The organism is Pseudomonas sp. GM84, from assembly GCF_000282535.1.
Taxonomy (GTDB): domain Bacteria; phylum Pseudomonadota; class Gammaproteobacteria; order Pseudomonadales; family Pseudomonadaceae; genus Aquipseudomonas.
The window spans coordinates 1-20,398 of record NZ_AKJC01000316.1; the positions used below are offsets into that span (position 1 = coordinate 1).

Here is a 20,398-nt window from a genome sequence, read left to right on the forward strand (position 1 = left end):
CCGCCAGCCGGTAGAGGCTGGCGATGCGCTGGGAAATGATGTCCTGGTGCGGCGAGAACAGGTCGTAGGGCAGGGTTTCCCAATCGGGAAACGGCAGCACCGGCAGCTCCGGGGCAAAGAAGCGCAGCTCCTGTTCCAGGCGATCGGCGGCCTGGCTGTCGGCGGTCAGCAGCAGGGTGAAGCGACCAGCACTGCTGGCGGCTTCGGCGATGGCCAGGCTGAGGGCGGCACCGGGCAGGTTGCCCCAGGTTTGTTTGCCGGCCGTGGCCGACATTTGCGGTAGGCGCAGAACTGACACGGGAGATTGCACTCCAAGCGTTGCGGCAAAGAGATCGATTGTACCGGTGCCGGTGCGTGCTGTCAGGCTCCGAAAGGGGCATGAACACAGGCTTGGGCTCCGGCGACAGGTGCTCATTGCCGGTTACGCGTTGGGGCGTCATAATGTAGCCCCTTTTTTCTCCCCCTACATGTGGAAGGTTCCCGTGACTCAGAAGCCCGACCAGTGTCTTGGTGAGTGGATTGATCGTGAAGCTCTGGCTGAAGCGATGATCCCGCTTATCGGTCAGCTCTACCGCAATAACAACGTGGTGAGCTCGATTTATGGCCGCAGCCTGATCAACCGTTCGGTTATCTCGATCCTCAAGGCCCACCGCTTTGCGCGTCATCGTCAAACCGACGAAACCGAACTGTCCGTCCACGAGACATTCCCCCTGCTCAAGGCCATGAGCGAGCTGAAACTGGGCGCCGCTTCGGTCGACCTGGGCAAGCTGGCGAACAAGTTCAAGCAGGAAGGCAACGGCCGCAGCGCCGAGCAGTTCGTGCGTGAAGAGCTGGCCGACGTGGTTGGCCAACAGAACGCTTCGGCGCGCAAGGGCACCGACGTCGTCCTGTACGGCTTCGGCCGCATCGGCCGCCTGCTGGCGCGCATCCTGATCGAGAAGACCGGTGGTGGCGATGGCCTGCGTCTGCGCGCAATCGTCGTGCGCAAAGGCGCCGAGAACGACCTGGTCAAGCGCGCCAGCCTGCTGCGTCGTGACTCGGTGCATGGCCCGTTCGATGGCACCATCACCATCGACGAAGCCAACAACACCCTCACCGCCAACGGCAACCTGATCCAGATCATCTATGCCAAGAGCCCAAGCGAAGTCGACTACACCCAGTACGGCATCGAGAACGCACTGATCGTCGACAACACCGGCGTATGGCGTGACGCTGACGGCCTGGGCCAGCACCTGGCCTGCCCGGGCGCTGCCCGCGTGATCCTCACCGCACCGGGCAAAGGCGCGCTGAAGAACATCGTGCACGGCATCAACCACGGTGACATCGCCGCCGATGACAAGATCATCTCGGCCGCCTCCTGCACCACCAACGCCATCGTGCCGGTGCTCAAGGCCATCAACGACCAGTACGGCATCATCAATGGTCACGTCGAAACCGTTCACTCGTTCACCAACGACCAGAACCTGATCGACAACTTCCACAAGGGCAGCCGCCGTGGCCGTGCCGCGCCGCTGAACATGGTCATCACCGAAACCGGTGCCGCCACCGCAGCCGCCAAGGCACTGCCAGTGCTCAAGGGCAAGCTGACCGGCAACGCCATTCGCGTGCCGACGCCGAACGTGTCGATGGCCATCCTCAACCTGAACCTGGAAAAGGGTACCAGCCGCGAGGAAATCAACGAGTACCTGCGCCAGACCGCCATGCACTCGGAACTGCACAAGCAGATCGACTACGTCAGCTCCCAGGAAGTGGTCTCCACCGACTTCGTGGGCTCGCGCCACGCCGGTGTGGTCGATGCCGAAGCTACCATCTGCAACGACAACCGCGTTGTTCTGTACGTCTGGTACGACAACGAGTTCGGTTACAGCTGCCAGGTGGTTCGCGTGATGGAAGAGATGGCTGGTGTGAACCCGCCAGCGTTTCCACGCTGATTCGCTTGTAAGGCAATGAAAAAACGGGAACCTTCGGGTTCCCGTTTTTTTTGCCCTGCATTTATTGTGTCTGTGCTGGCCCTATCGCCGGCAAGCCGGCTCCCACAGGAACAGCGCAGGCCTGCTTTTTTGTGGGAGCCGGCTTGCCGGCGATAGGGCCAGTACCGACAACCGAGAGTTCGAACTTGCGCACAGCCCTCCTGTTCCTCCTGATGCTCCTCACTGCCTGCAATCAGGGCCCAGCCCTGGAACGCCTGGGCGGCCCGACCATGGGCAGCAGCTATAGCATCCAGTACGTGCGCGAACCCGGCGGCCTAGCACCTGTCCAGGTCCAGGCCGCCGTCGAAACCCTCCTGCAAGGCATCGACCAGCACTACTCGACCTACCGCGGCGACTCCATCGTCAGCCAGTTCAACCTGCTCCCCGCCAACCAGTGCCTGACCTTGCCATCCGACATGCTCGAACTGGTCGCCCTCGGCCAGCACCTGGCCGAGCAGAGCGAGGGCGCCTTCGACCTCACCGTCGAACCGCTGCTCGACCTCTGGGGCTTCGGCCCCCAGTCCCGTCACGAGCAGGTCCCCGACCCGCAGGCCCTGGCTCAGGCCCGGCAGCGCGTAGGCTACCGTCACCTGCGTATCGACGGCCAAACGCTGTGCAAGGACGCGCCGGTGCAGCTGGATTTCAACAGCATCGCCGCCGGCTATGCCGTCGACCTGATTGCCGAGCGCCTGCGCGCCATGGGGGTGGCCAGTTTCGTCGCCGAGGTCACGGGCGAGCTCAAGGCCGTCGGCCGCAAGCCCGATGGCAGTCCATGGCGGATTGCATTGGAGCTGCCCCGCGAAGACCGCCAGATCGCACGCCAGGTCATCCCGGTCAATGGCCTTGCGCTATCGACCTCGGGTGACTATCGCCACTATTTCGAGGAGAATGGCCGGCGCTATTCGCACACCTTCGATGCCCGCCTCGGGCGGCCGGTCGAACATGACCTGGCTGCAGTCACTGTACTCGATGGCTCGGCGCTGCAAGCCGACGGCTACTCGACCCTGCTGCTAGTCCTTGGGCCGGAGCGCGGTTGGGACTTTGCCGTGGCCCATGACCTGGCCGCCGTGCTGGTGACCCGGGTAGAGGGTGGTTTCGTCTCCCGAGCTACGCCCGCGTTCGAACGGGCAACGAAAGGCGAGTGAAAGCGCAAGCAGGGAAGATCAAGGCCATGGAATCGGGCAATAACATGTAGTGCAGGCAAAATTGGCCTACGACGCGACCAAGGGTTAATGTGCGCGGCGTTCACGCTTGATTAGACTGCACACGAATTTTCTCATGACGCCCCGGCGGCATGATCGAGTCCCGCGGCGACCGTGGCCGGCGGGCCAGTTCTGAAGGAGTACGCATGGCTGTCTACAACTACGACGTAGTGGTGTTGGGTTCCGGCCCGGCCGGAGAAGGTGCGGCAATGAACGCCGCCAAAGCAGGGCGCAAGGTGGCGATGGTCGATAGCCGTCGTCAGGTCGGTGGCAACTGCACCCACCTGGGCACCATCCCGTCCAAGGCACTGCGTCACTCGGTGCGGCAGATCATGCAGTTCAACACCAACCCGATGTTCCGTGCCATCGGTGAGCCGCGCTGGTTCTCCTTCCCTGACGTGCTCAAGAGCGCCGAGAAGGTGATTTCCAAGCAGGTCGCCTCGCGCACCGGCTACTACGCCCGTAACCGCGTCGACGTGTTCTTCGGCACCGGCAGCTTCGCCGACGAGCAGACCGTCGAAGTGGTCTGCCCCAACGGCGTGGTGGAAAAACTCAACGCCAAGCACATCATCATCGCCACCGGCTCGCGTCCGTACCGCCCGGCCGACATCGACTTCCATCACCCGCGCGTCTACGACAGCGACACCATCCTCAGCCTGAGCCACACCCCGCGCAAGCTGATCGTCTATGGTGCCGGCGTGATCGGTTGTGAATACGCCTCGATCTTCAGCGGCCTGGGTGTGCTGGTGGAGCTGGTCGACAACCGTGGTCAGCTGCTGAGCTTCCTGGACTCGGAAATCTCCCAGGCGCTGAGCTACCACTTCAGCAACAACAACATCACCGTGCGCCACAACGAGGAGTACGAGCGGGTCGAAGGCCTGGACAACGGCGTGATCCTGCACCTGAAGTCGGGCAAGAAGATCAAGGCCGACGCCTTGCTGTGGTGCAACGGTCGTACCGGCAACACCGACAAGCTGGGCCTGGAGAACATCGGCATCAAGGTCAACAGCCGTGGCCAGATCGAGGTCGACGAGGCCTACCGCAGCACCGTGCCGAACATCTATGGCGCCGGTGACGTGATCGGCTGGCCGAGCCTGGCCAGTGCCGCCCACGACCAGGGTCGCTCGGCGGCCGGCAGCATTGTCGACAACGGCAGCTGGCGCTTCGTCAACGATGTGCCGACCGGCATCTACACCATCCCGGAGATCAGCTCGATCGGCAAGAACGAGCAGGAGCTGACTCAGGCCAAGGTGCCTTACGAAGTGGGCAAGGCGTTCTTCAAGGGCATGGCCCGTGCGCAGATCGCTGGCGAGCCGCAGGGCATGCTGAAGATTCTGTTCCACCGTGAAACCCTGGAAATCCTCGGCGTGCACTGCTTCGGCTACCAGGCTTCGGAAATCGTCCACATCGGCCAGGCGATCATGAACCAGCCGGGCGAGCTGAATAACCTGAAGTACTTCGTCAACACCACGTTCAACTACCCGACCATGGCCGAAGCCTATCGGGTAGCTGCCTACGACGGTCTGAACCGGCTTTTTTAAGCGGCTCCGGCCGGTGGCCTGAGCCGGTCGGGGAGACCGATTTCAGCCCTACCCGAGGGTGGTCTTGGCCAAACCGGGAAAGTCTGTAATCAGGCTGTCCACGCCAAAGTCAGCGAGCCGGCGCATCAGTGCCGGTTCGTTGACCGTCCACACCGACACATGCAAACCCTGGCCCTGCGCCTTGAGCAGACGTTCCGGGGTGCACAGTGTCCAGTTCAAGGCCAGCATCTCGCAGCCATAGTTCTGCGCCACCTTCAGCGGGTCGAGCCAGGCATATTCGGCGACCAGCCCGCGCTTCACGTCCGGCACCAGTTCCAGTGCCGCCCCCAGTACTTCGCGTGAGCTGGAGGTGATGGTCACCTTGTCCAGCAGCCCGTACTGCTGGGCCAGTTCGCGAATGGCCAGCACCGTGGTGGCGGCGCGGGTGCGCGAAGCACTCTTGACCTCCAGCTGCCAGTGCTCGAAGGCGCATTTTTCGAACAGTTCTTCAAGTCGCGGGATAGGGCAGGGCTGCACATGGCCCGGGCCGCCCTTGCGGGCGTCGTAGGTGACCAGGTCGGCTGCCGGGTGTTCGACCACCTTGCCGCGCCGGCCGGTGGTGCGCTTGAGCGACGTGTCGTGGATGACCATCAGCTCGTTGTCGGCCGACAGGTGCAGGTCCAGTTCGCAGCGGTTGACGCCGTGGGACAGGCACTGGCGGAAGCTGGTCAGGGTATTCTCGGGCGCTTCGCCCTTGGCGCCACGGTGGCCGTAAATGAGGGTCACGTTCGTTCCTTCAGGTCAAGAATGAAAAAAGCTCAGGAAGCGGGATCTTCCAGTTCCAGTTGCTGGCGGCGTTGTTGTTGCTGGCGCTGCAGGATGTAGCGGGCCAGCAGTTGGCGCTGGGCGTCGGTCATGTCGATGAATTCGGTGCCGACCTCGAAGCCCCCTTCCGGGCGTGGGTCGCAATGGGTGACCTTGCCGCGCAGCAGCAGGCCGTGGGCACGCGGCATCAGCACCATCTTCAGTTTTACCCGGGTGCCGGGGGCAATCTGTTGGGGCTGGGCGAATTCGATGCCGCCCTCGGAGATGATCACCCGTTGCGGCTGGCCGATCTCGCCGATCAGGCTTTGCGCGACGACGGCGCTGAGCAGGTCGAGGCGTTTGTTCTGTGCCCGCAGGAAAGCCGCCAGGATACGGTCCTTGTCGCTCAGCTGGCGCAGCAGGTGCTGTGACTCGAAGTCGCTGAGGTGCAGCTCGCTGAGCAGGTTGAACAGTGGTGAATCATCCTGCAACAGTTCTGGCTCAAGGGCTTCGGCCGCGCTCAAAGGGCTTATTTCCAGTGCGATCCGATCTTCGATGCGGTAGTATTCGCGGCGATCTTCTTCGTCTAATGTCGTCATGGCGAACCCATGGTAGCGGCGGTGGTCCGAGTGTAAAGCCGCCACAGGCGCCTCGCCACAAGGACGTTCCCTTTCATCCGAACAAGCCCCGACATGTTCAGACCTCTTTTCGCATTCATCGGCACGCGTTATACCCGTGCCAAGCGCCGTAATCACTTCGTCTCGTTCATTTCCCTGACCTCGATGATCGGCCTCGCCCTGGGCGTGGTGGTGATGATCGTGGTGCTCTCGGTCATGAACGGTTTCGACCACGAGATGCGTACCCGCGTGCTGGGCATGATCCCGCATGCCACGCTGGAGAGCGGCCAGCCGATCAACGACTGGCCTGCGCTTGCCCAACAAGTAAAGCAGAATCCGCAGGTGCTGGCGGTTGCCCCGTACACCCAGATGCAGGGCCTGCTGACCCATGACGGCAAGGTGCAGAAGGTGCTGCTCAACGGCATCGACCCAGCCCGCGAGCGTGAAGTGTCGATCATCGACAACTTCATCCTGCAAGGCCGCCTCGACCAGTTGGCGCCAGGCGAGTGGGGCATCATGATCGGCGACAAGGCCGCCGCCAAGCTGGGCGTGGCCATCGGCGACAAGCTCACCTTCGTCGCGCCCGAAGTCAGCGTCACGCCGGCGGGGATGTTCCCGCGCATGAAGCGCTTCACGGTGGTCGGCACCTTCCATGTCGGTGCCGGCGAGATCGACGGCTATCTGGGCCTGACCAACATTGCCGACCTGTCCCGCCTGCACCGCTGGAAGGCGGATCAGGTGCAGGGCCTGCGCCTGAAGTTCGACGACCTGTTCCAGGCGCCGCGTGTGGCCTGGAGCATCGCCCAGCAGTTGGGCGACCAGGAGTACTACAGCCGCGACTGGACCCGTACCCACGGCAACCTGTACCAGGCGATCCGCATGGAAAAGGCCATGATCGGCCTGCTGCTGTTGCTGATCGTCGCGGTGGCCGCGTTCAACATCATTTCCACCCTGGTGATGGTGGTCAACGACAAGCGTGGTGATATCGCCATCCTGCGCACCCTCGGCGCCACGCCTGGGCAGATCATGGCCATCTTCATGGTCCAGGGCACGGTGATCGGGGTGATCGGCACGCTGATCGGCGCCGTGGTCGGGATCGTGGCCGCGCTCAATGTCAGTGCGGTGATCGCCGGCATCGAGAAACTGATCGGGCACAAGTTCCTCAATGCCGACGTGTATTTCATCGATTACCTGCCGTCGCAGATCCAGTCCCAGGACGTGTACATGGTCTGTGGTGCGGCGTTGGTCCTGAGTTTCTTCGCCACCCTGTACCCGGCCTGGCGTGCGGCGCGCACCCAGCCTGCAGAGGCGCTACGTTATGAGTGAGTCGCGCATGAGTGATAAAGCCGTTCTGAGTTGCCGCAACCTGGGCAAGTCCTACGACGAGGGCCCGGAGTCGGTGCAGGTATTGTCCGGCCTCAACCTTGAGCTGCACGCCGGTGAGCGGGTGGCCATCGTCGGCAGTTCGGGCTCGGGCAAGAGCACCTTGCTCAACCTGCTGGGCGGCCTCGACCGGCCGACCCAGGGCAGTGTCTGGCTGGCAGGCGAGGAACTGTCGGCCCTGGGCGAGCGCGCCCGCGGCCTGCTGCGCAATCGCGAGCTGGGCTTCGTCTACCAGTTCCACCACCTGCTGCCGGAGTTCACGGCCATGGAGAACGTGTGCATGCCGCTGCTGATCGGCCGCACCGCGATCCCTGAGGCACGTGAACGCGCCGGGGCGCTGCTCAAGCGCGTGGGCCTGAGCCACCGCCTGAACCACAAGCCGGCCGAACTGTCCGGTGGCGAGCGCCAGCGTGTAGCGATCGCCCGCGCCCTGGTCAACCGCCCGGGCCTGGTGATGCTCGACGAGCCAACCGGCAACCTCGATCACCACACCGCCCAGGGTATCCAGGAGTTGATGCAGGAACTGTCCAGTGCCTCGCGCACGGCGTTCCTGGTAGTGACCCACGACCTCAATCTGGCGCGCCAGATGGACCGCGTACTGAAGCTCGACGACGGCCACCTGGTCGCGATCTGAGCCAGGCCGCCCCACATTTTTTCATTGGGTGTTTTCGTACATGTTCAGACCCTTGCCCTTGTTCATCGGTGCTCGCTACACCCGTGCCAAGCGCCGCAACCATTTCATCTCGTTCATCTCGATGACCTCGATGATCGGCCTGTCACTGGGCGTGCTGGCCATGATCGTGGTGCTGTCGGTGATGAACGGCTTCCAGCGCGAGATGAGTTCGCGAATTCTCGGCCTGGTGCCGCACGCCGCAATCCTTGGGGTGCAGCCGCTGGAGGACTGGCGCGCGACCGCCGACGCTGCGTTGAAGAACCCTGCCGTGATAGCGGCAGCGCCGATCACCGAAATGGAAGGCATGCTTTCCTACAAGGGGGCGATGCAGCCGATTCAGGTCAGCGGTATCGACCCGGCCGAGGAGGGCAAGGTGTCGATCGTTGGTCGGCACATCGTCCAGGGCCGCTTGCAGGATTTGCAGCCGGGTGAGTATGGGGTGGTGATCGGTGAGCTCACCGCGCGCCGCTTCCGCCTCAATACCGGTGACAAGCTGACCTTGATCGTGCCGGAAATCAGCAAGGAGCCGGGCGGCATCACCCCGCGCATGCAGCGCCTGACCGTGGTCGGCATCTTCAAGGTCGGGGCCGAGCTGGACGGTTCCCAGGCCTATATCCACATGGCCGATGCCGGTGAGATGCAGCGCTGGGCGCCGGGCCAGGTGCAGGGCGTGCGGCTGAAGCTGCATGACCTGTATGCCGCACCGGAAGTGTCCAAGGCCATCGCCGCCGGGCTGGGCGATGCCTACCGCGCCGACGACTGGTCGCACACCCAGGGCAGCCTGTTCAGTGCGATGAAAATGGAAAAGACCATGATCGGTCTGTTGCTGCTGATGATCATTGCCGTGGCGGCGTTCAACATCATCGCCACGTTGGTGATGGTGGTGAACGACAAGGGGCCGGACATCGCCATCCTGCGTACCCTGGGTGCCACGCCGGCGCAGATCATGGGCACGTTCATGGTTCAGGGCAGCCTGATCGGTATCGTCGGCACCTTGATCGGTGGCGTGCTCGGGGTGATCGCCGCGTTCAATGTCAGCCAGATCGTCGGCTGGCTGGAGCGGGTGAGCGGCCAGCACATCTTTACCTCGGATGTGTACTTCATCAGTAGCTTGCCTTCCGAGTTGCAGTGGGGGGATGTGGGGATCATCTGTGCGGCGGGGTTGGTGATGAGCTTCCTGGCGACCATTTACCCGGCTTATCGGGCGTCGCAGGTGCAGCCGGCGATCGGGCTGGCGGTTTGAGTGATTCTGTAGCGGCCCATTCGCGGGGCAAGCCCGCTCCCACAGGTTTAGCACCGTCCTTGTGGGAGCGGGCTTGTCCCGCGAATGGGCTGGGCAGCAGCCCCAGACTCACTGGCGCTCAGGCAACTCGATCACAAACCGCGTCCACCCACCTTCACATTCCGCCCGAATGCTCCCGCCATGGGCCTGCACGATCGACCGGGTAATCGCCAAACCCAACCCTGCATGCTCGCTGCTGCCTTCCCGCCTAGCCGGGTCCACTCGGTAAAAACGGTCGAACAAGCGCGGTAACGCCGCCGCTTCTATCGCTGCGCCCGTATTGGCCACGCAGATCCGCACCCCCGGCTCCAGCGTCACGCAGATCTGCCCGCCAGCCGGCGTAAAGCGCAGGGCATTGTCGAGCAGGTTGGACAATGCCCGGCGCAACATGTGCCGATCCCCCCGCAGCGTCGCTTCCCCCTCGCGCAACAGCTGTACTTCGCCATCCTCGGCCAGCGGCCCGTAGTACTCCAGCAGCGCATCCACTTCCTGGTGCAAGGCCAGTGGCGCCTGGCCCGGTACCAGCAAGCCATGGTCCGCTTTGGCGAGGAACAGCATGTCGTTGATCATCTGCGCCATCCATTGCAGCTCTTCCAGGTTGCCGTGCAAGGCTTCGCGGTATTCCTCGAGGCTGCGTGGGCGGGTGAGGGTGACCTGGGTGTGCGTCAGCAGATTGGAAAGAGGCGTGCGCAGTTCATGGGCAATGTCGGCGGAAAATGCCGACAGGCGCTGGAAGGCGTCATCCAGGCGTTGCAGCATGGCATTCACGGTGCTGGCAAGCGCTGCCAGTTCCTCGGGCATCTGTTCCGCTGGCAGGCGGGTGGTCAGCGAGCGCGCCGAGACGCTGTCCGCCACCTTGCCCATCTGGCGCAACGGCCGCAATCCGCGGCGTGCGGCCCAGGCGCCGAGCAATGCCGTCGCCAGCGCCGACAGGCCCACGGTCAGCCAGATCAGGCGCTGCATGCCCTGCAGGAAATGCTGGTGGTGAGTGATGTCGAGGAACAGTGTCAGCCGGGCGCTCTCGTTCAAGGGTACCGCCAGGCTGCGGTAGTCGACCCCCTCCGCATGCACGGTCGCCAGGCCCGTGCCAGAGGGGGCATCGGGCAACGGGTTGCGGCTGGCGTACCACGGTGCGCCATCGCTGCCGGTGATGCGCAAGGCCAGGTCGGCCTGATGGCTGAGCTCATTGCGCAGGGCGGGTAGCCGGCTTTCCAGGTCGCCAGGGCCGTTCAGGCCGGCGAGCTGGGTGCGGAACAGCGACAGGCGCGATTCCAGCAGTTGCTGGTCCAGTTCGATGAAGTGCTGCTTGCTGGCGTGGTTGAACAGCAGGCCGGCGCCCAGCGAAACGGCCGCGGTGCAGGCGGCGAACAGCAGCGCCAGGCGGTTACCGAGGGAGAGCCTGCGCATCAGTCATGGCGCTCTTCGAGCACGTAGCCCATGCCACGCACGGTGTGGATCAGCTTGTTGGGGTGGGCGTCGTCGATCTTCAGGCGCAGGCGGCGGATGGCGACTTCGATGACGTTGGTGTCACTGTCGAAATTCATGTCCCACACCTGCGAGGCGATCAGCGATTTGGGCAGCACCTCGCCCTGGCGCCGCAGCAACAGTTCGAGCAGGGCGAATTCCTTGGCGGTCAGGTCGACGCGCTGGCCAGCACGTTCGGCGCGGCGGCGCAGCAGGTCCAGGCGCAGGTCGGCCAGCGTCAGGCTGGTGTCCTGGCTGGGGCTGGTGCCGCGGCGCAGCAGGCTGCGTACCCGGGCGAGCAGTTCGGAGAAGGCAAAGGGTTTGACCAGGTAATCGTCGGCACCCAGTTCCAGGCCATGCACACGGTCCTCGACGGCATCGCGGGCGGTGAGAAACAGCACCGGCGTGTCCAGGCCGGCCTGGCGGACTGCCTGGAGAATCTGCCAGCCGTCGCGGCCGGGCAGCATCACGTCGAGGATCAGCAGGTCATGATCGCCGGTCAGGGCCAGGAACTGGCCGGTTTCGCCATCGGCGGCCAGTTCGGTGGCAAAGCCGGCCTCGTTGAGGCCCTGGCTCAGGTATTGGCCGGTGCGGGCCTGGTCTTCGACGATCAGCAGTTTCATGCAGTGTCCGCAGTCTGGATGGGGGCGCGGCCCCCTGCAGGGGCGGTGTAATGGCTGAAATGATACGTGAGTATGTTCAGCGTCGCCCAAGCTGACAAAGTTGTAATCTTGCCGTCAGGTCGCTGCCAGTCAGCCCTTCTTAAAATGACCTCATCCCCGCTGTATGCTTTGGAGTCATCATGAAACACCTGTTCATCGCCGCCGCTCTTGCCTTCGCAAGCCTGCCCGCCCTCGCAGACAGTGGCAAAACCTTCGCCTTCGGCGAGCCGGCCCCGGCGGCGAAGGCCACGCGCACGGTCGAGGTGGTGCTCAAGGACATTTCCTTCGAACCCAGGAACCTGCAGGTCAAGGCCGGTGAAACCGTGCGCTTCGTGCTGATCAACGAAGGCAAGCTGCCTCACGAATTCAACCTGGGCGACAAGGCCATGCATGCCGAGCACCAGAAGGAAATGCTCGCTATGCAAGGCAAGCTCTTCACCGCAGGCATGAACCACGAAGGCATGGACCACGGCCAGATGGGCCATGGCGCCCATGGTCACGACGCGGGCAACACCGTGCTGGTGCAACCCGGCCAGCGGGCCGAGCTGACCTGGACCTTCCGCAAGTCCGCGCCCATCGAGTTCGCCTGCAACGTGCCGGGGCATTACCAGGCCGGTATGGTGGGGCCGCTGACCATCGAGTGACTTGCGCTCCAAGGCAGAAGGTAAAAACGGTAGAATAGGGGCAATTCCGAACCTTCAGGTCAGTTTCCATGCATCCTGCTGCCGAACACTCTCCGCTGGGCAAGTCCAGCGAATACATCGCCACCTACACGCCTTCGCTGCTGTTCCCGATCCCGCGCACGGCCAAATGGGCCGAGCTGGGCGTAACCGCCCAGACCCTGCCGTGGCAGGGCGTTGACTACTGGAACTGCTTCGAGCTGTCCTGGCTGCTGCCCTCCGGCAAGCCGGTGGTGGCGATCGGTGAGTTCGCCATTCCGGCCGACTCGCCGAACATCATCGAGTCGAAGTCGTTCAAGCTGTACCTGAACTCGCTCAACCAGACGGCGTTTGCTTCTATCGATGAGCTGCGTGCCTGCCTGGAAAAGGACTTGTCGGCAGCCGCTGGCAAGCCTGTGGGCGTGCAGGTGCGCACCCTGGCCGAGGTCGAGGCGCAAGGCGTGGTGGCGTTGCCGGGTCAGTGCATCGATGCGCTGGATGTGGCCATCAGCAACTACGAAGAACCACAGCCCGAGTTGCTGCGCTGCAACCCGGAGCGGGTCGTGGAAGAAACCGTGCACAGCCACCTGCTCAAATCCAACTGCCCGGTCACCGGCCAGCCGGACTGGGGCAGTGTAGTGGTGGAGTACAAGGGCAGGGCGCTGGACCATGCCAGCCTGCTGACCTACCTGATCAGCTTCCGCCAGCATGCCGACTTCCACGAGCAATGCGTGGAGCGGATTTACCTGGACCTGAAGAACCTGCTGCAACCGGAGCATTTGACGGTGTATGCGCGGTATGTGCGCCGCGGTGGGCTGGATATCAACCCCTATCGCAGCACCGGGGCGATCAGCCCGAAGAACCTGCGCCTGGTTCGTCAGTAGTTTTCAGTGTGACAGGGGCCGCTTGGCGGCCCATTCGCGGGGCAAGCCCGCTCCCACAGGTTCTGCGCCGCCTTTGAATGCGGCGCAGGGCCTGTGGGAGCGGGCTTGCCCCGTGTTGCTTCAGATACCCATGCTGTGCAGCGAGTTGGCAATGCTGCGCAGGGTAGCGGTCAGGTCGGGGTGATCGGCCTCGAAGCGCTCGATCGCCAGGTTCACACCATCCACCAGGTTGTTGTCCGGCGTGGCTTCTTCGAGTTTGAGTTGCGCCTCGATCTGTCTGGCTTCCTCGTGGAGCGCGGCGAGCTCCTCATCCGTCAGCGGGACATTTCTATCCAGTTGCTCGCGCAAGCTGTTCAGGCGCTCTTGCAATTCGCGGGCAGGCATTGGTTGTTCTCCATCAATGGCTTGGCAAGGCATGGACCTCAGCGAAGCGGCAAAGGTTCGTGCCTGTCTCCAAGCGTAATCCACTTGCGCTCGCTTTGCATGATCCGCATCAATGGCATTGCGTCAGGGCTTCTCGCCCTTGCGGCGGCGCTGGGCGATGTCCAGCAGGCAAGTGTCCAGCGCCTCGAGGTGGTCGATCACCGAGTGTACGCCCAGGCGAAACAATTCCAGCGTGGCCTTGCCGCGGGCCAGCTCCTGTTCCTGCGGGCTCATGGCCTGCCACTGCTGTGAACCCAGGTCGCAGGAAGGGCTGCAGGCGGCCAGGCCGATGGTCCACAGCCCTGCATTGAGCCCCGACTGCAGCAAGGCCGGTTCACCGCTGACCAGCACGCACCCATCCAGGCGGTCGCTGGCCAGGGCCATCAGGGCCTGCCAGCAAGCATTGGGTGCCGGCCAGCGCACGCCATTGACCCGCTGGCCGGGCAACCAGTCGGGCAGGACGCCGGCCAGGCGCTGGCTTTGTGCGCTGTTCAGGTCATCCAGCCAGATGCAAGGCACCTGCTGGCGGCGCAAGCTGGCCAGCACTTCGAGGGCGCCAGGGGCGGGCAGTGGGTTGCCGCTGGCGGCCTGGACCAGGCAACCGCGCAGGCCGAACAGCACAGCGGTGAAGGCGGATGCATCGTGCATGGCAACTTCCCTGAAATAGTCCGCAGGCTATTCGCTGATTGTTACGGTCCTGTGACGGCAACAGTTGTTCACAAAATATTTAGCAAAAATGTGTAAAGCTGTTTATCAGCCCGCAAGGCTCTATACTGCCGCCGTACCTGCAGTGTGACCCGTTGCGCTTGCTGCCAAGAAATTCGATGGAGAACATTTATGCGTAGGATCGGTGCCGACGTGATCAAGCGAATCACCCAGGCCTGTGTCTGTGCCAGCCTGTTGCTGGTGCCCGTGGCAGCCACCCAGGCAGCCACCGAGGAGGATCCCTGGGAGGTGGTCAACCGGCCAATCTTCCGCTTCAACGATACCCTCGACACATATGCCCTCAAGCCATTGGCCAAGGGCTACCAGGCAGTCACTCCGCAGTTCCTCGAGGACGGTATCCACAACATCTTCCTGAACCTGGGCGATGTCACCAACCTGGCCAACAACCTGTTGCAGTTCAAGCCCCATGCGGCGGGCGTGGACACGGCGCGGTTGATCGTCAACACCACCTTCGGCCTCGGCGGCTTCTTCGACGTCGGCACCAAGATGGGCCTGACGCGCAACGACGAGGACTTCGGCCAGACCCTGGGTTACTGGGGTGTGCCAAGCGGTCCCTACGTGGTCATCCCGCTGCTGGGCCCGAGCACCGTGCGTGACGGACTGGCCAAGTACCCGGATACCTACACCAGGCCTTACCGCTATATCGACCACGTGCCGACCCGCAATTCGATCTTCGCCCTGGACGTGGTCGACACCCGTGCCAGCCTGCTGTCGGCGGAAAAGCTGATTCAGGGTGACAAATACATCTTCATTCGCAACGCCTACCTGCAGAACCGCGAGTTCCGGGTCAAGGATGGCGAAGTCGAAGACGATTTCTGATTCATGCCACAGCAAAAAAGGCGACCTTGGGGTCGCCTTTTTTGTCACTGTGATCGCCTTTCTTATAACTGCCAGTAATTTGCCCTCCAAACTGCAAGCGACTCGACCCTCGTATGCTTGAAACGCCTGGCGGATGGGAGTACCGTCTGCGCCTTACGAGGTACCTCTGCCGGTTGCCTGGCCACTGTTATTGGCCTACAACTCAAGTAGAGCGTTACTACAAAGAATTCCAGCAGTCGGATGTCAGCCTTGCAGACGCCCCTGCATCACCCCAAATCGGCGCCGTTCGCCCACATGCAGAAAATCAGTGCAACGCTGCTGATCATCGATGATGACGACGTGGTCCGTGCGAGCCTCGCCGCCTATCTGGAAGACAGTGGCTTCAGCGTCCTCCAGGCCGGTAACGGCCAGCAGGGGCTCCAGGTCTTCGAAGAACACCAGCCCGACCTCGTGATCTGCGATCTGCGCATGCCGCAGATGGGCGGCCTCGAATTGATCCGCCAGATCAGCGAGCGTGCCCCGCAATTGCCGGTAATCGTGGTTTCCGGTGCCGGGGTGATGAGCGACGCGGTAGAGGCCTTGCGCCTGGGTGCCGCCGATTACCTGATCAAGCCGCTGGAAGACCTTGCCGTACTCGAACATTCGGTGCGCCGAGCGCTGGACCGTTCGCGCCTGGTGCTGGAAAACCAACGCTACCGAGACAAGCTGGAAGCGGCCAACCGCGAGCTTGAGGCCAGCCTGCACCTGTTGCAGGAGGACCAGACCGCCGGTCGCCAGGTGCAGATGAACATGCTGCCGGAAAGCCCTTGGGTGGCTGGCGAGTTTGCCTTCGAGCACCAGATCATCCCGTCGTTGTACCTGTCTGGCGACTTTGCCGACTACTTCCGCGTGGATGAGCGGCGCATTGCCTTCTACCTTGCCGATGTTTCCGGGCATGGCGCATCGTCGGCGTTCGTCACGGTGCTGCTGAAGTTCATGACTACCCGGCTGCTCTTCGAATTCAAGCGCAGCAGCAAGCTACGCGAATTCAAGCCCTCGGAAGTGCTCAGCCACATCAACCGCGGGCTGATCAACTGCAAGCTGGGCAAGCATGTGACCATGGTTGGCGGGGTGATCGACGAGGAAACCGGGCTGCTCACCTACGCCGTGGGTGGCCACTTGCCGCTGCCGGTGCTGTATAGCCCGGGCCAGGTGCGTTACCTGGAAGGTCGCGGCCTGCCGGTGGGTCTGTTCGAAGAGGCGACCTACCAGGACCTGGTGATCGAGCTGCCCTCGCAGTTCAGCCTGAGCTTGATGTCCGATGGCATTTTGGACCTTTTGCCAGGTGACACGCTCAAAGATAAAGAAGCTGCCTTGCCGGATATCGTCAAGGCATCGGGTGGTAGCCTGGATGGGCTGCGCCAACGATTCGGATTGGCTACGCTTGGGGAGATGCCGGATGATATCGCCCTATTGGTGTTGAGCAGGAACCTTCAATGAGTACCGGTAGAATTCAGTTCGCCGAGCAGAGCGGTACCTTCGTCCTGAAGTTCGTCGGCGAAGTGCGTCTGACCCTGTGTTCGGCGCTGGATGCGACGATCGAGAAGATTTTCACCGCGCTGAACTTCTCGGCCATCGTCATCGACCTTACCGAAACCGAAAGCATCGACAGCACCACCTTGGGCCTGCTGGCCAAGCTGTCGATCCTGTCGCGGCAGAAAGTTGGCTTGTTGCCCACCGTGGTCACGACCAACCCGGACATTTCGCGACTGTTGCAGTCCATGGGCTTCGATCAGGTGTTCAACATCGTCGATCGCCCGGTGCCTTGCCCGGAATGCCTGACCGACCTGCCATCCCAGGACCAGAACGAGGATGTGGTGCGTTCCAAGGTGCTGGAGGCGCACAAGATTCTGATGGGCTTGAATGACTCCAACCGTGAAGCCTTCCATGACCTGGTGAGCGCGCTGGAGCGGACCTGATCGTGAGCCTGCACCGGCCTCATCGCCGGCAAGCCGGCTCCCACAGGTCGAGTAGATGTGCTCCCCGTCCCTGTGGGAGCTGGCTTGCCAGCGATGAGGCCAGCAAATCCCCTGCAAAACTCCCCCCTTCAGTCTTTCGTCGGCGCAAACTCGGTCGCCTCACCCCCATCAGCACTCAGCTGAAACACCCGCGCCGGCCGCCCCTGCTCATCGAAGAACACCTGCCCCAACCCAGCCCCGTTCCACAGCCGCTCCCCAGCCTTGCTGTGGCTGGGCGTGCGCGGCACCACTTCCATTTCCCGACGCTTGGTGAACCAGTTGAGTGGCGAACGCGGCGAATAGAGCCAGCGGTTGAGCCGGTCCAGCACATCCAGCAAACGCCGCGGAAACTCGTTCTTGATCCCGCTGCTGGTCACCTGCCACAGGTGCGGGCTGCGCTGGCGGTGGCGGATCAGCACCTCGTAGACGAACGAATAATGCACATCGCCCGAAAGGATCACGTAGTGCCCCGGCGTGCGCGAGTGGCGGAAGATGTTCAGCACCACCTGTGCGGCACCGCGGTGGGCCATCCAGTTTTCGGCATCTACCAGCAACGGGTAGCCCAGCCAACTGAATACCCGTTGTACCGTCTCGATCAGCTTCACCCCGAAGATCGGCGCTGGCGAGACGATGATGGCCGAAGGGTGATCCAGCAGCGCTTGCTGCAGCTCGCACAGCGCCTCCCAGTCGAGCAGGCCGGAAGGCTTGGCCAGGTCGCTTTCGCTGCGCCAGCGGCGTGTGCGCGTGTCGAGCACCAGCAGCGGCGGGTTGCTGGGCAGGTTGAACTGCCAGCCCTGGAAGCGCAGCAGGTCGTCGATCAGCGCGTCATGGGGTTGGCTGCCCAGCTGCAGGCATTGTTCTACCAGCCCCTGGCAGCCCGTCGGATCGTTGCCCCAGCCCTGGCACAACAGATAACCCAGCAAGGCATTGCCGATGATGCGCCGTGAAAACGGGTGGCTGTAGGCGGTTTCTTCCCACTGCGCCGACAGGTTCCAGTCGTCGGTGATGTCGTGGTCGTCGAAGATCATCAGGCAGGGCAGGTGGGCCATTACCCGCGCCACCTGGTCGAGGTGGCTGGCGAACGCCTCGATCAGCGGCAGCTCCTGGCGGTAGCGCGCCTGGTGCTCATCGGCAAGCCCTGCGGGCATCTCAAGGTCGATCAACTGCCAGGGCGTGGGCGACCAGACCAGCAGGTACATGGCCATGACCTCGGCGAGGGTCACCAGGTGGTTATCGGCGTTGCTGGAGGAGAAAATCGGCTTGCGCTTGCCGCCGAAGAAGCGTTCGCGCAGGTTTTCGTTGCGCGCCTGGGCGGGTAGCAGGTCGGCGCGATGGTAATAACTCGCAGGGTGGCGATAGAGCGCCTGGCTATCGGCGACCACTGCACCTTGCAGCTGCTCGTCGAACAGGCCCAGGCGTTCGATCAGTGCATGAATCGCCCGCAGCATTGGCCCTGCGACGTCGTCGGCATAAACCTGGTCGCCCGTCATCAGCAGCACGGCGGGGCGCTCTTGCGGGTTCTGGCAGGCCTGCAGCAGGCGGTCGGCGCAGAGCAGGCCATCGCTGGCGGGGTGGTGCGGTTTGCGACAGGAACCGTGCAGCAGCTGTTCCAGGCGGCCACGCAGCACCAGGCTCGGGTGCTGGCAGCCAGGGTAGAGCAGGTGAGGGGCCCAGTCGGCAATGCCCTGGCCATCGATGCGCAGGTCGTATTCGAGGGCGACGTCGCGGGGCAGGGGCTGGCTGAAGTGAATGTCCAGCAGGTGGATGAAGGCGTGCCGGCCTATGGGAACGACCTGGCAATCCACCTTGGCCGTGCCGTCCATGATGAACTCGGGTTGCAAGGGTTGCGTGCCGACCAGCCAGATGGCCAGGCGCTGGGGCTCCAGGCGGCGCAGTACGGGGCCGGCGAGAACAAGGGGCAATGAAGTGGGGGAAGTCATCGACAGCTCTGGTGGCTATGCGGGCCTCTTCGCGGGACAAGCCCGCTCCCACAGGACCGGCGCTGCTTCAGATACAGTGCAGAGTCTGTGGGAGCGGGCTTGTCCCGCGAAGAGGCCCTTGAATTCAAGACAAACCGGGTGAAACGAAAACGGGCGGAAAATGCTGAACACTTCCCGCCCGTCTGGCAAACCAGAGATGTATCAGGCTTTGTCAGCCATCAGCTTCTCCAGCTTCTCCTGGTCCCGGGCAAACTGGCGAATACCTTCGGCCAGTTTTTCGGTGCCCATGGCATCCTCGTTCATCGCCCAACGGAACTGGCTTTCGCTCAGCACTTGTTTGCCTTCGCCGGCATTGCCAGGCTTGAGCACCCGTGGCAGCTCGCCCTGATCATCGCTCAGCTGTTGCAGCAGCTCCGGGCTGATGGTCAGGCGGTCGCAACCGGCCAGTTGTTCGATCTGGCCGATGTTGCGGAAGCTGGCGCCCATGACCACGGTGTCGTAGCCATTAGCCTTGTAGTAGTTGTAGATGCGGGTCACCGACTGCACGCCCGGGTCTTCGGCGCCGACGTAATCCGTGCCGGTGCTTTTCTTGTACCAGTCGTAGATGCGGCCCACGAACGGCGAGATCAGGAACACCCCGGCATCGGCGCAGGCCTGGGCCTGGGCGAAGGAGAACAGCAGGGTGAGGTTGGTCTGGATGCCTTCTTTCTCGAGCTTTTCGGCGGCGCGAATGCCTTCCCAGGTGGACGCCAGCTTGATCAGCACGCGGTCTTTCGAAACCCCGGCGGCTTCATACAGCCCGATCAGCTGACGGGCCTTGTTCAGCAGCGCCGGCTCGTCGAACGACAGGCGTGCGTCCACTTCGGTGGAAATACGCCCCGGAATGACCTTCAGAATGCCCGAGCCCACGGCCACGGCGAACTTGTCGCAGGCCAGGTCGACATTGCCCTTGGCATCGGCTTTCACCTGCTTGAGCAGATCGGCATAGCCAGGGATGGCGGCAGCCTTGAGCAGCAACGACGGGTTGGTGGTGGCATCGACCGGCTTGAGGCGGGTGATGGCGTCCAGGTCCCCGGTGTCGGCGACCACGGTGGTGAACTGCTTGAGTTGTTCCAGCTTGGAGGTCATGGGCGTGCTCTGTCCTGTGCGTTTACTCGACATTACCCGAGCCCCAGCGGGCGCTCAAGGGGCCTTTGGGGCGGGGGCCGATTGTCGACGGTGATGATTCGAGTCACCAGTCAGCGCGAGGTTCCCAGGCGTTCGCCTTGGATGTTGTGGCGCCCATGAGATCGAGCGCCGCCCGCGCGGCGCATCGCGAGCAAGCTCGCTCCTACATTTGTTGCAACGTGCCACGGTCTGTCAGGCCATGGTTG

20 protein-coding genes are annotated in these 20,398 nt (G+C 63.0%); 11 read left to right on the forward strand and 9 right to left on the reverse strand.

Annotation, left to right across the window (positions count from 1 at the left end; all coding sequences use genetic code 11):
- Positions 1-298 (reverse strand): hypothetical protein (locus PMI38_RS22390; RefSeq protein WP_157214885.1); only part of this gene is annotated, 298 nt, incomplete at its 3' end.
- 169 nt (positions 299-467) lie between these two features.
- Between PMI38_RS22390 and PMI38_RS22395 the strand changes: the two genes are divergently transcribed.
- From PMI38_RS22395 to sthA, 3 genes are all read left to right on the forward strand, one after another.
- The gene (locus PMI38_RS22395; protein WP_008099185.1) at positions 468-1,931 is read left to right on the forward strand and encodes a glyceraldehyde-3-phosphate dehydrogenase; all 1,464 of its coding nucleotides are present in this window, start codon (positions 468-470) and stop codon (positions 1,929-1,931) included.
- Between the two features lie 185 nt (positions 1,932-2,116).
- Positions 2,117-3,115 (forward strand): FAD:protein FMN transferase, encoded by a 999-nt coding sequence (locus PMI38_RS22400; RefSeq protein WP_043274072.1) that lies wholly within the window; start codon positions 2,117-2,119, stop codon positions 3,113-3,115.
- A gap of 203 nt (positions 3,116-3,318) precedes the next feature.
- Positions 3,319-4,713: a Si-specific NAD(P)(+) transhydrogenase gene (gene sthA, locus PMI38_RS22405; RefSeq protein ID WP_008099189.1), complete on the forward strand. Its 1,395-nt coding sequence runs from the start codon at positions 3,319-3,321 to the stop codon at positions 4,711-4,713.
- Between the two features lie 48 nt (positions 4,714-4,761).
- Here the strand turns inward: sthA and PMI38_RS22410 are convergent, their stop codons facing one another.
- Both PMI38_RS22410 and PMI38_RS22415 read right to left on the reverse strand, forming a co-directional pair.
- Complete coding sequence (locus PMI38_RS22410; RefSeq protein WP_008099191.1) at positions 4,762-5,478, reverse strand: glycerophosphodiester phosphodiesterase; 717 nt, start codon at positions 5,476-5,478, stop codon at positions 4,762-4,764.
- A gap of 32 nt (positions 5,479-5,510) precedes the next feature.
- Positions 5,511-6,095, reverse strand: a complete 585-nt coding sequence (locus PMI38_RS22415) for a PilZ domain-containing protein (RefSeq protein ID WP_043274073.1) — start codon at positions 6,093-6,095, stop codon at positions 5,511-5,513.
- A gap of 93 nt (positions 6,096-6,188) precedes the next feature.
- On the opposite strand from PMI38_RS22415, the gene PMI38_RS22420 reads away from it, so the two are divergent.
- The 3 genes from PMI38_RS22420 to PMI38_RS22430 are packed head-to-tail and all read left to right on the forward strand — an operon-like array spanning position 6,189 to position 9,412.
- Positions 6,189-7,439 (forward strand): lipoprotein-releasing ABC transporter permease subunit, encoded by a 1,251-nt coding sequence (locus tag PMI38_RS22420; protein WP_008099195.1) that lies wholly within the window; start codon positions 6,189-6,191, stop codon positions 7,437-7,439.
- A 7-nt stretch (positions 7,440-7,446) separates the two neighbouring features.
- A complete protein-coding gene (lolD, locus tag PMI38_RS22425) occupies positions 7,447-8,130 on the forward strand; it encodes a lipoprotein-releasing ABC transporter ATP-binding protein LolD (protein WP_177324924.1) in 684 nt (227 codons plus the stop codon).
- Between the two features lie 40 nt (positions 8,131-8,170).
- Complete coding sequence (locus PMI38_RS22430; RefSeq protein ID WP_008099199.1) at positions 8,171-9,412, forward strand: lipoprotein-releasing ABC transporter permease subunit; 1,242 nt, start codon at positions 8,171-8,173, stop codon at positions 9,410-9,412.
- Between the two features lie 108 nt (positions 9,413-9,520).
- On the opposite strand, the gene PMI38_RS22435 is transcribed toward PMI38_RS22430, so the two are convergent.
- Complete coding sequence (locus tag PMI38_RS22435) at positions 9,521-10,861, reverse strand: heavy metal sensor histidine kinase (RefSeq protein WP_043274074.1); 1,341 nt, start codon at positions 10,859-10,861, stop codon at positions 9,521-9,523.
- On the reverse strand, positions 10,858-11,538 hold the full coding sequence (gene cinR / locus PMI38_RS22440; protein WP_008099204.1) for a two-component system response regulator CinR: 681 nt from the start codon (positions 11,536-11,538) through the stop codon (positions 10,858-10,860). The genes PMI38_RS22435 and cinR overlap by 4 nt, the downstream gene beginning before the upstream one ends.
- Before the next feature lie 179 nt (positions 11,539-11,717).
- Here cinR and PMI38_RS22445 point away from each other — a divergent pair, with 179 nt between their 5' ends.
- Entirely contained in the window at positions 11,718-12,221 is a 504-nt protein-coding gene (locus PMI38_RS22445; RefSeq protein ID WP_008099212.1) for a cupredoxin domain-containing protein, read from the forward strand.
- Between the two features lie 68 nt (positions 12,222-12,289).
- Positions 12,290-13,120 (forward strand): NADPH-dependent 7-cyano-7-deazaguanine reductase QueF, encoded by an 831-nt coding sequence (queF, locus tag PMI38_RS22450; protein WP_008099214.1) that lies wholly within the window; start codon positions 12,290-12,292, stop codon positions 13,118-13,120.
- Positions 13,121-13,240: 120 nt separating this feature from the next.
- On the opposite strand, the gene PMI38_RS22455 is transcribed toward queF, so the two are convergent.
- Positions 13,241-13,504 carry a DUF4404 family protein gene (locus PMI38_RS22455; protein WP_008099220.1) on the reverse strand — a complete coding sequence of 88 codons (264 nt, stop codon included), beginning with the start codon at positions 13,502-13,504 and terminating at the stop codon, positions 13,241-13,243.
- Between the two features lie 123 nt (positions 13,505-13,627).
- A complete protein-coding gene (locus tag PMI38_RS22460) occupies positions 13,628-14,191 on the reverse strand; it encodes a hypothetical protein (protein WP_008099222.1) in 564 nt (187 codons plus the stop codon).
- A 189-nt stretch (positions 14,192-14,380) separates the two neighbouring features.
- On the opposite strand from PMI38_RS22460, the gene PMI38_RS22465 reads away from it, so the two are divergent.
- The 3 genes from PMI38_RS22465 (at position 14,381) to rssC (ending at position 17,046) form a co-directional block, all read left to right on the forward strand.
- Positions 14,381-15,088, forward strand: a complete 708-nt coding sequence (locus PMI38_RS22465; protein ID WP_008099224.1) for an MlaA family lipoprotein — start codon at positions 14,381-14,383, stop codon at positions 15,086-15,088.
- Between the two features lie 294 nt (positions 15,089-15,382).
- A complete protein-coding gene (rssB, locus tag PMI38_RS22470; RefSeq protein WP_043274075.1) occupies positions 15,383-16,567 on the forward strand; it encodes a two-component system response regulator RssB in 1,185 nt (394 codons plus the stop codon).
- Positions 16,564-17,046: an anti-sigma factor antagonist RssC gene (gene rssC / locus PMI38_RS22475; protein WP_008099230.1), complete on the forward strand. Its 483-nt coding sequence runs from the start codon at positions 16,564-16,566 to the stop codon at positions 17,044-17,046. The genes rssB and rssC overlap by 4 nt, the downstream gene beginning before the upstream one ends.
- Before the next feature lie 128 nt (positions 17,047-17,174).
- On the opposite strand, the gene PMI38_RS22480 is transcribed toward rssC, so the two are convergent.
- Both PMI38_RS22480 and tal read right to left on the reverse strand, forming a co-directional pair.
- Positions 17,175-19,025 carry an alkaline phosphatase D family protein gene (locus tag PMI38_RS22480; protein ID WP_008099231.1) on the reverse strand — a complete coding sequence of 617 codons (1,851 nt, stop codon included), beginning with the start codon at positions 19,023-19,025 and terminating at the stop codon, positions 17,175-17,177.
- A 201-nt stretch (positions 19,026-19,226) separates the two neighbouring features.
- Positions 19,227-20,153, reverse strand: coding sequence for a transaldolase (gene tal / locus PMI38_RS22485; protein WP_008099232.1), 927 nt, complete (start codon positions 20,151-20,153; stop codon positions 19,227-19,229).
- Positions 20,154-20,398: the final 245 nt, after the last annotated feature.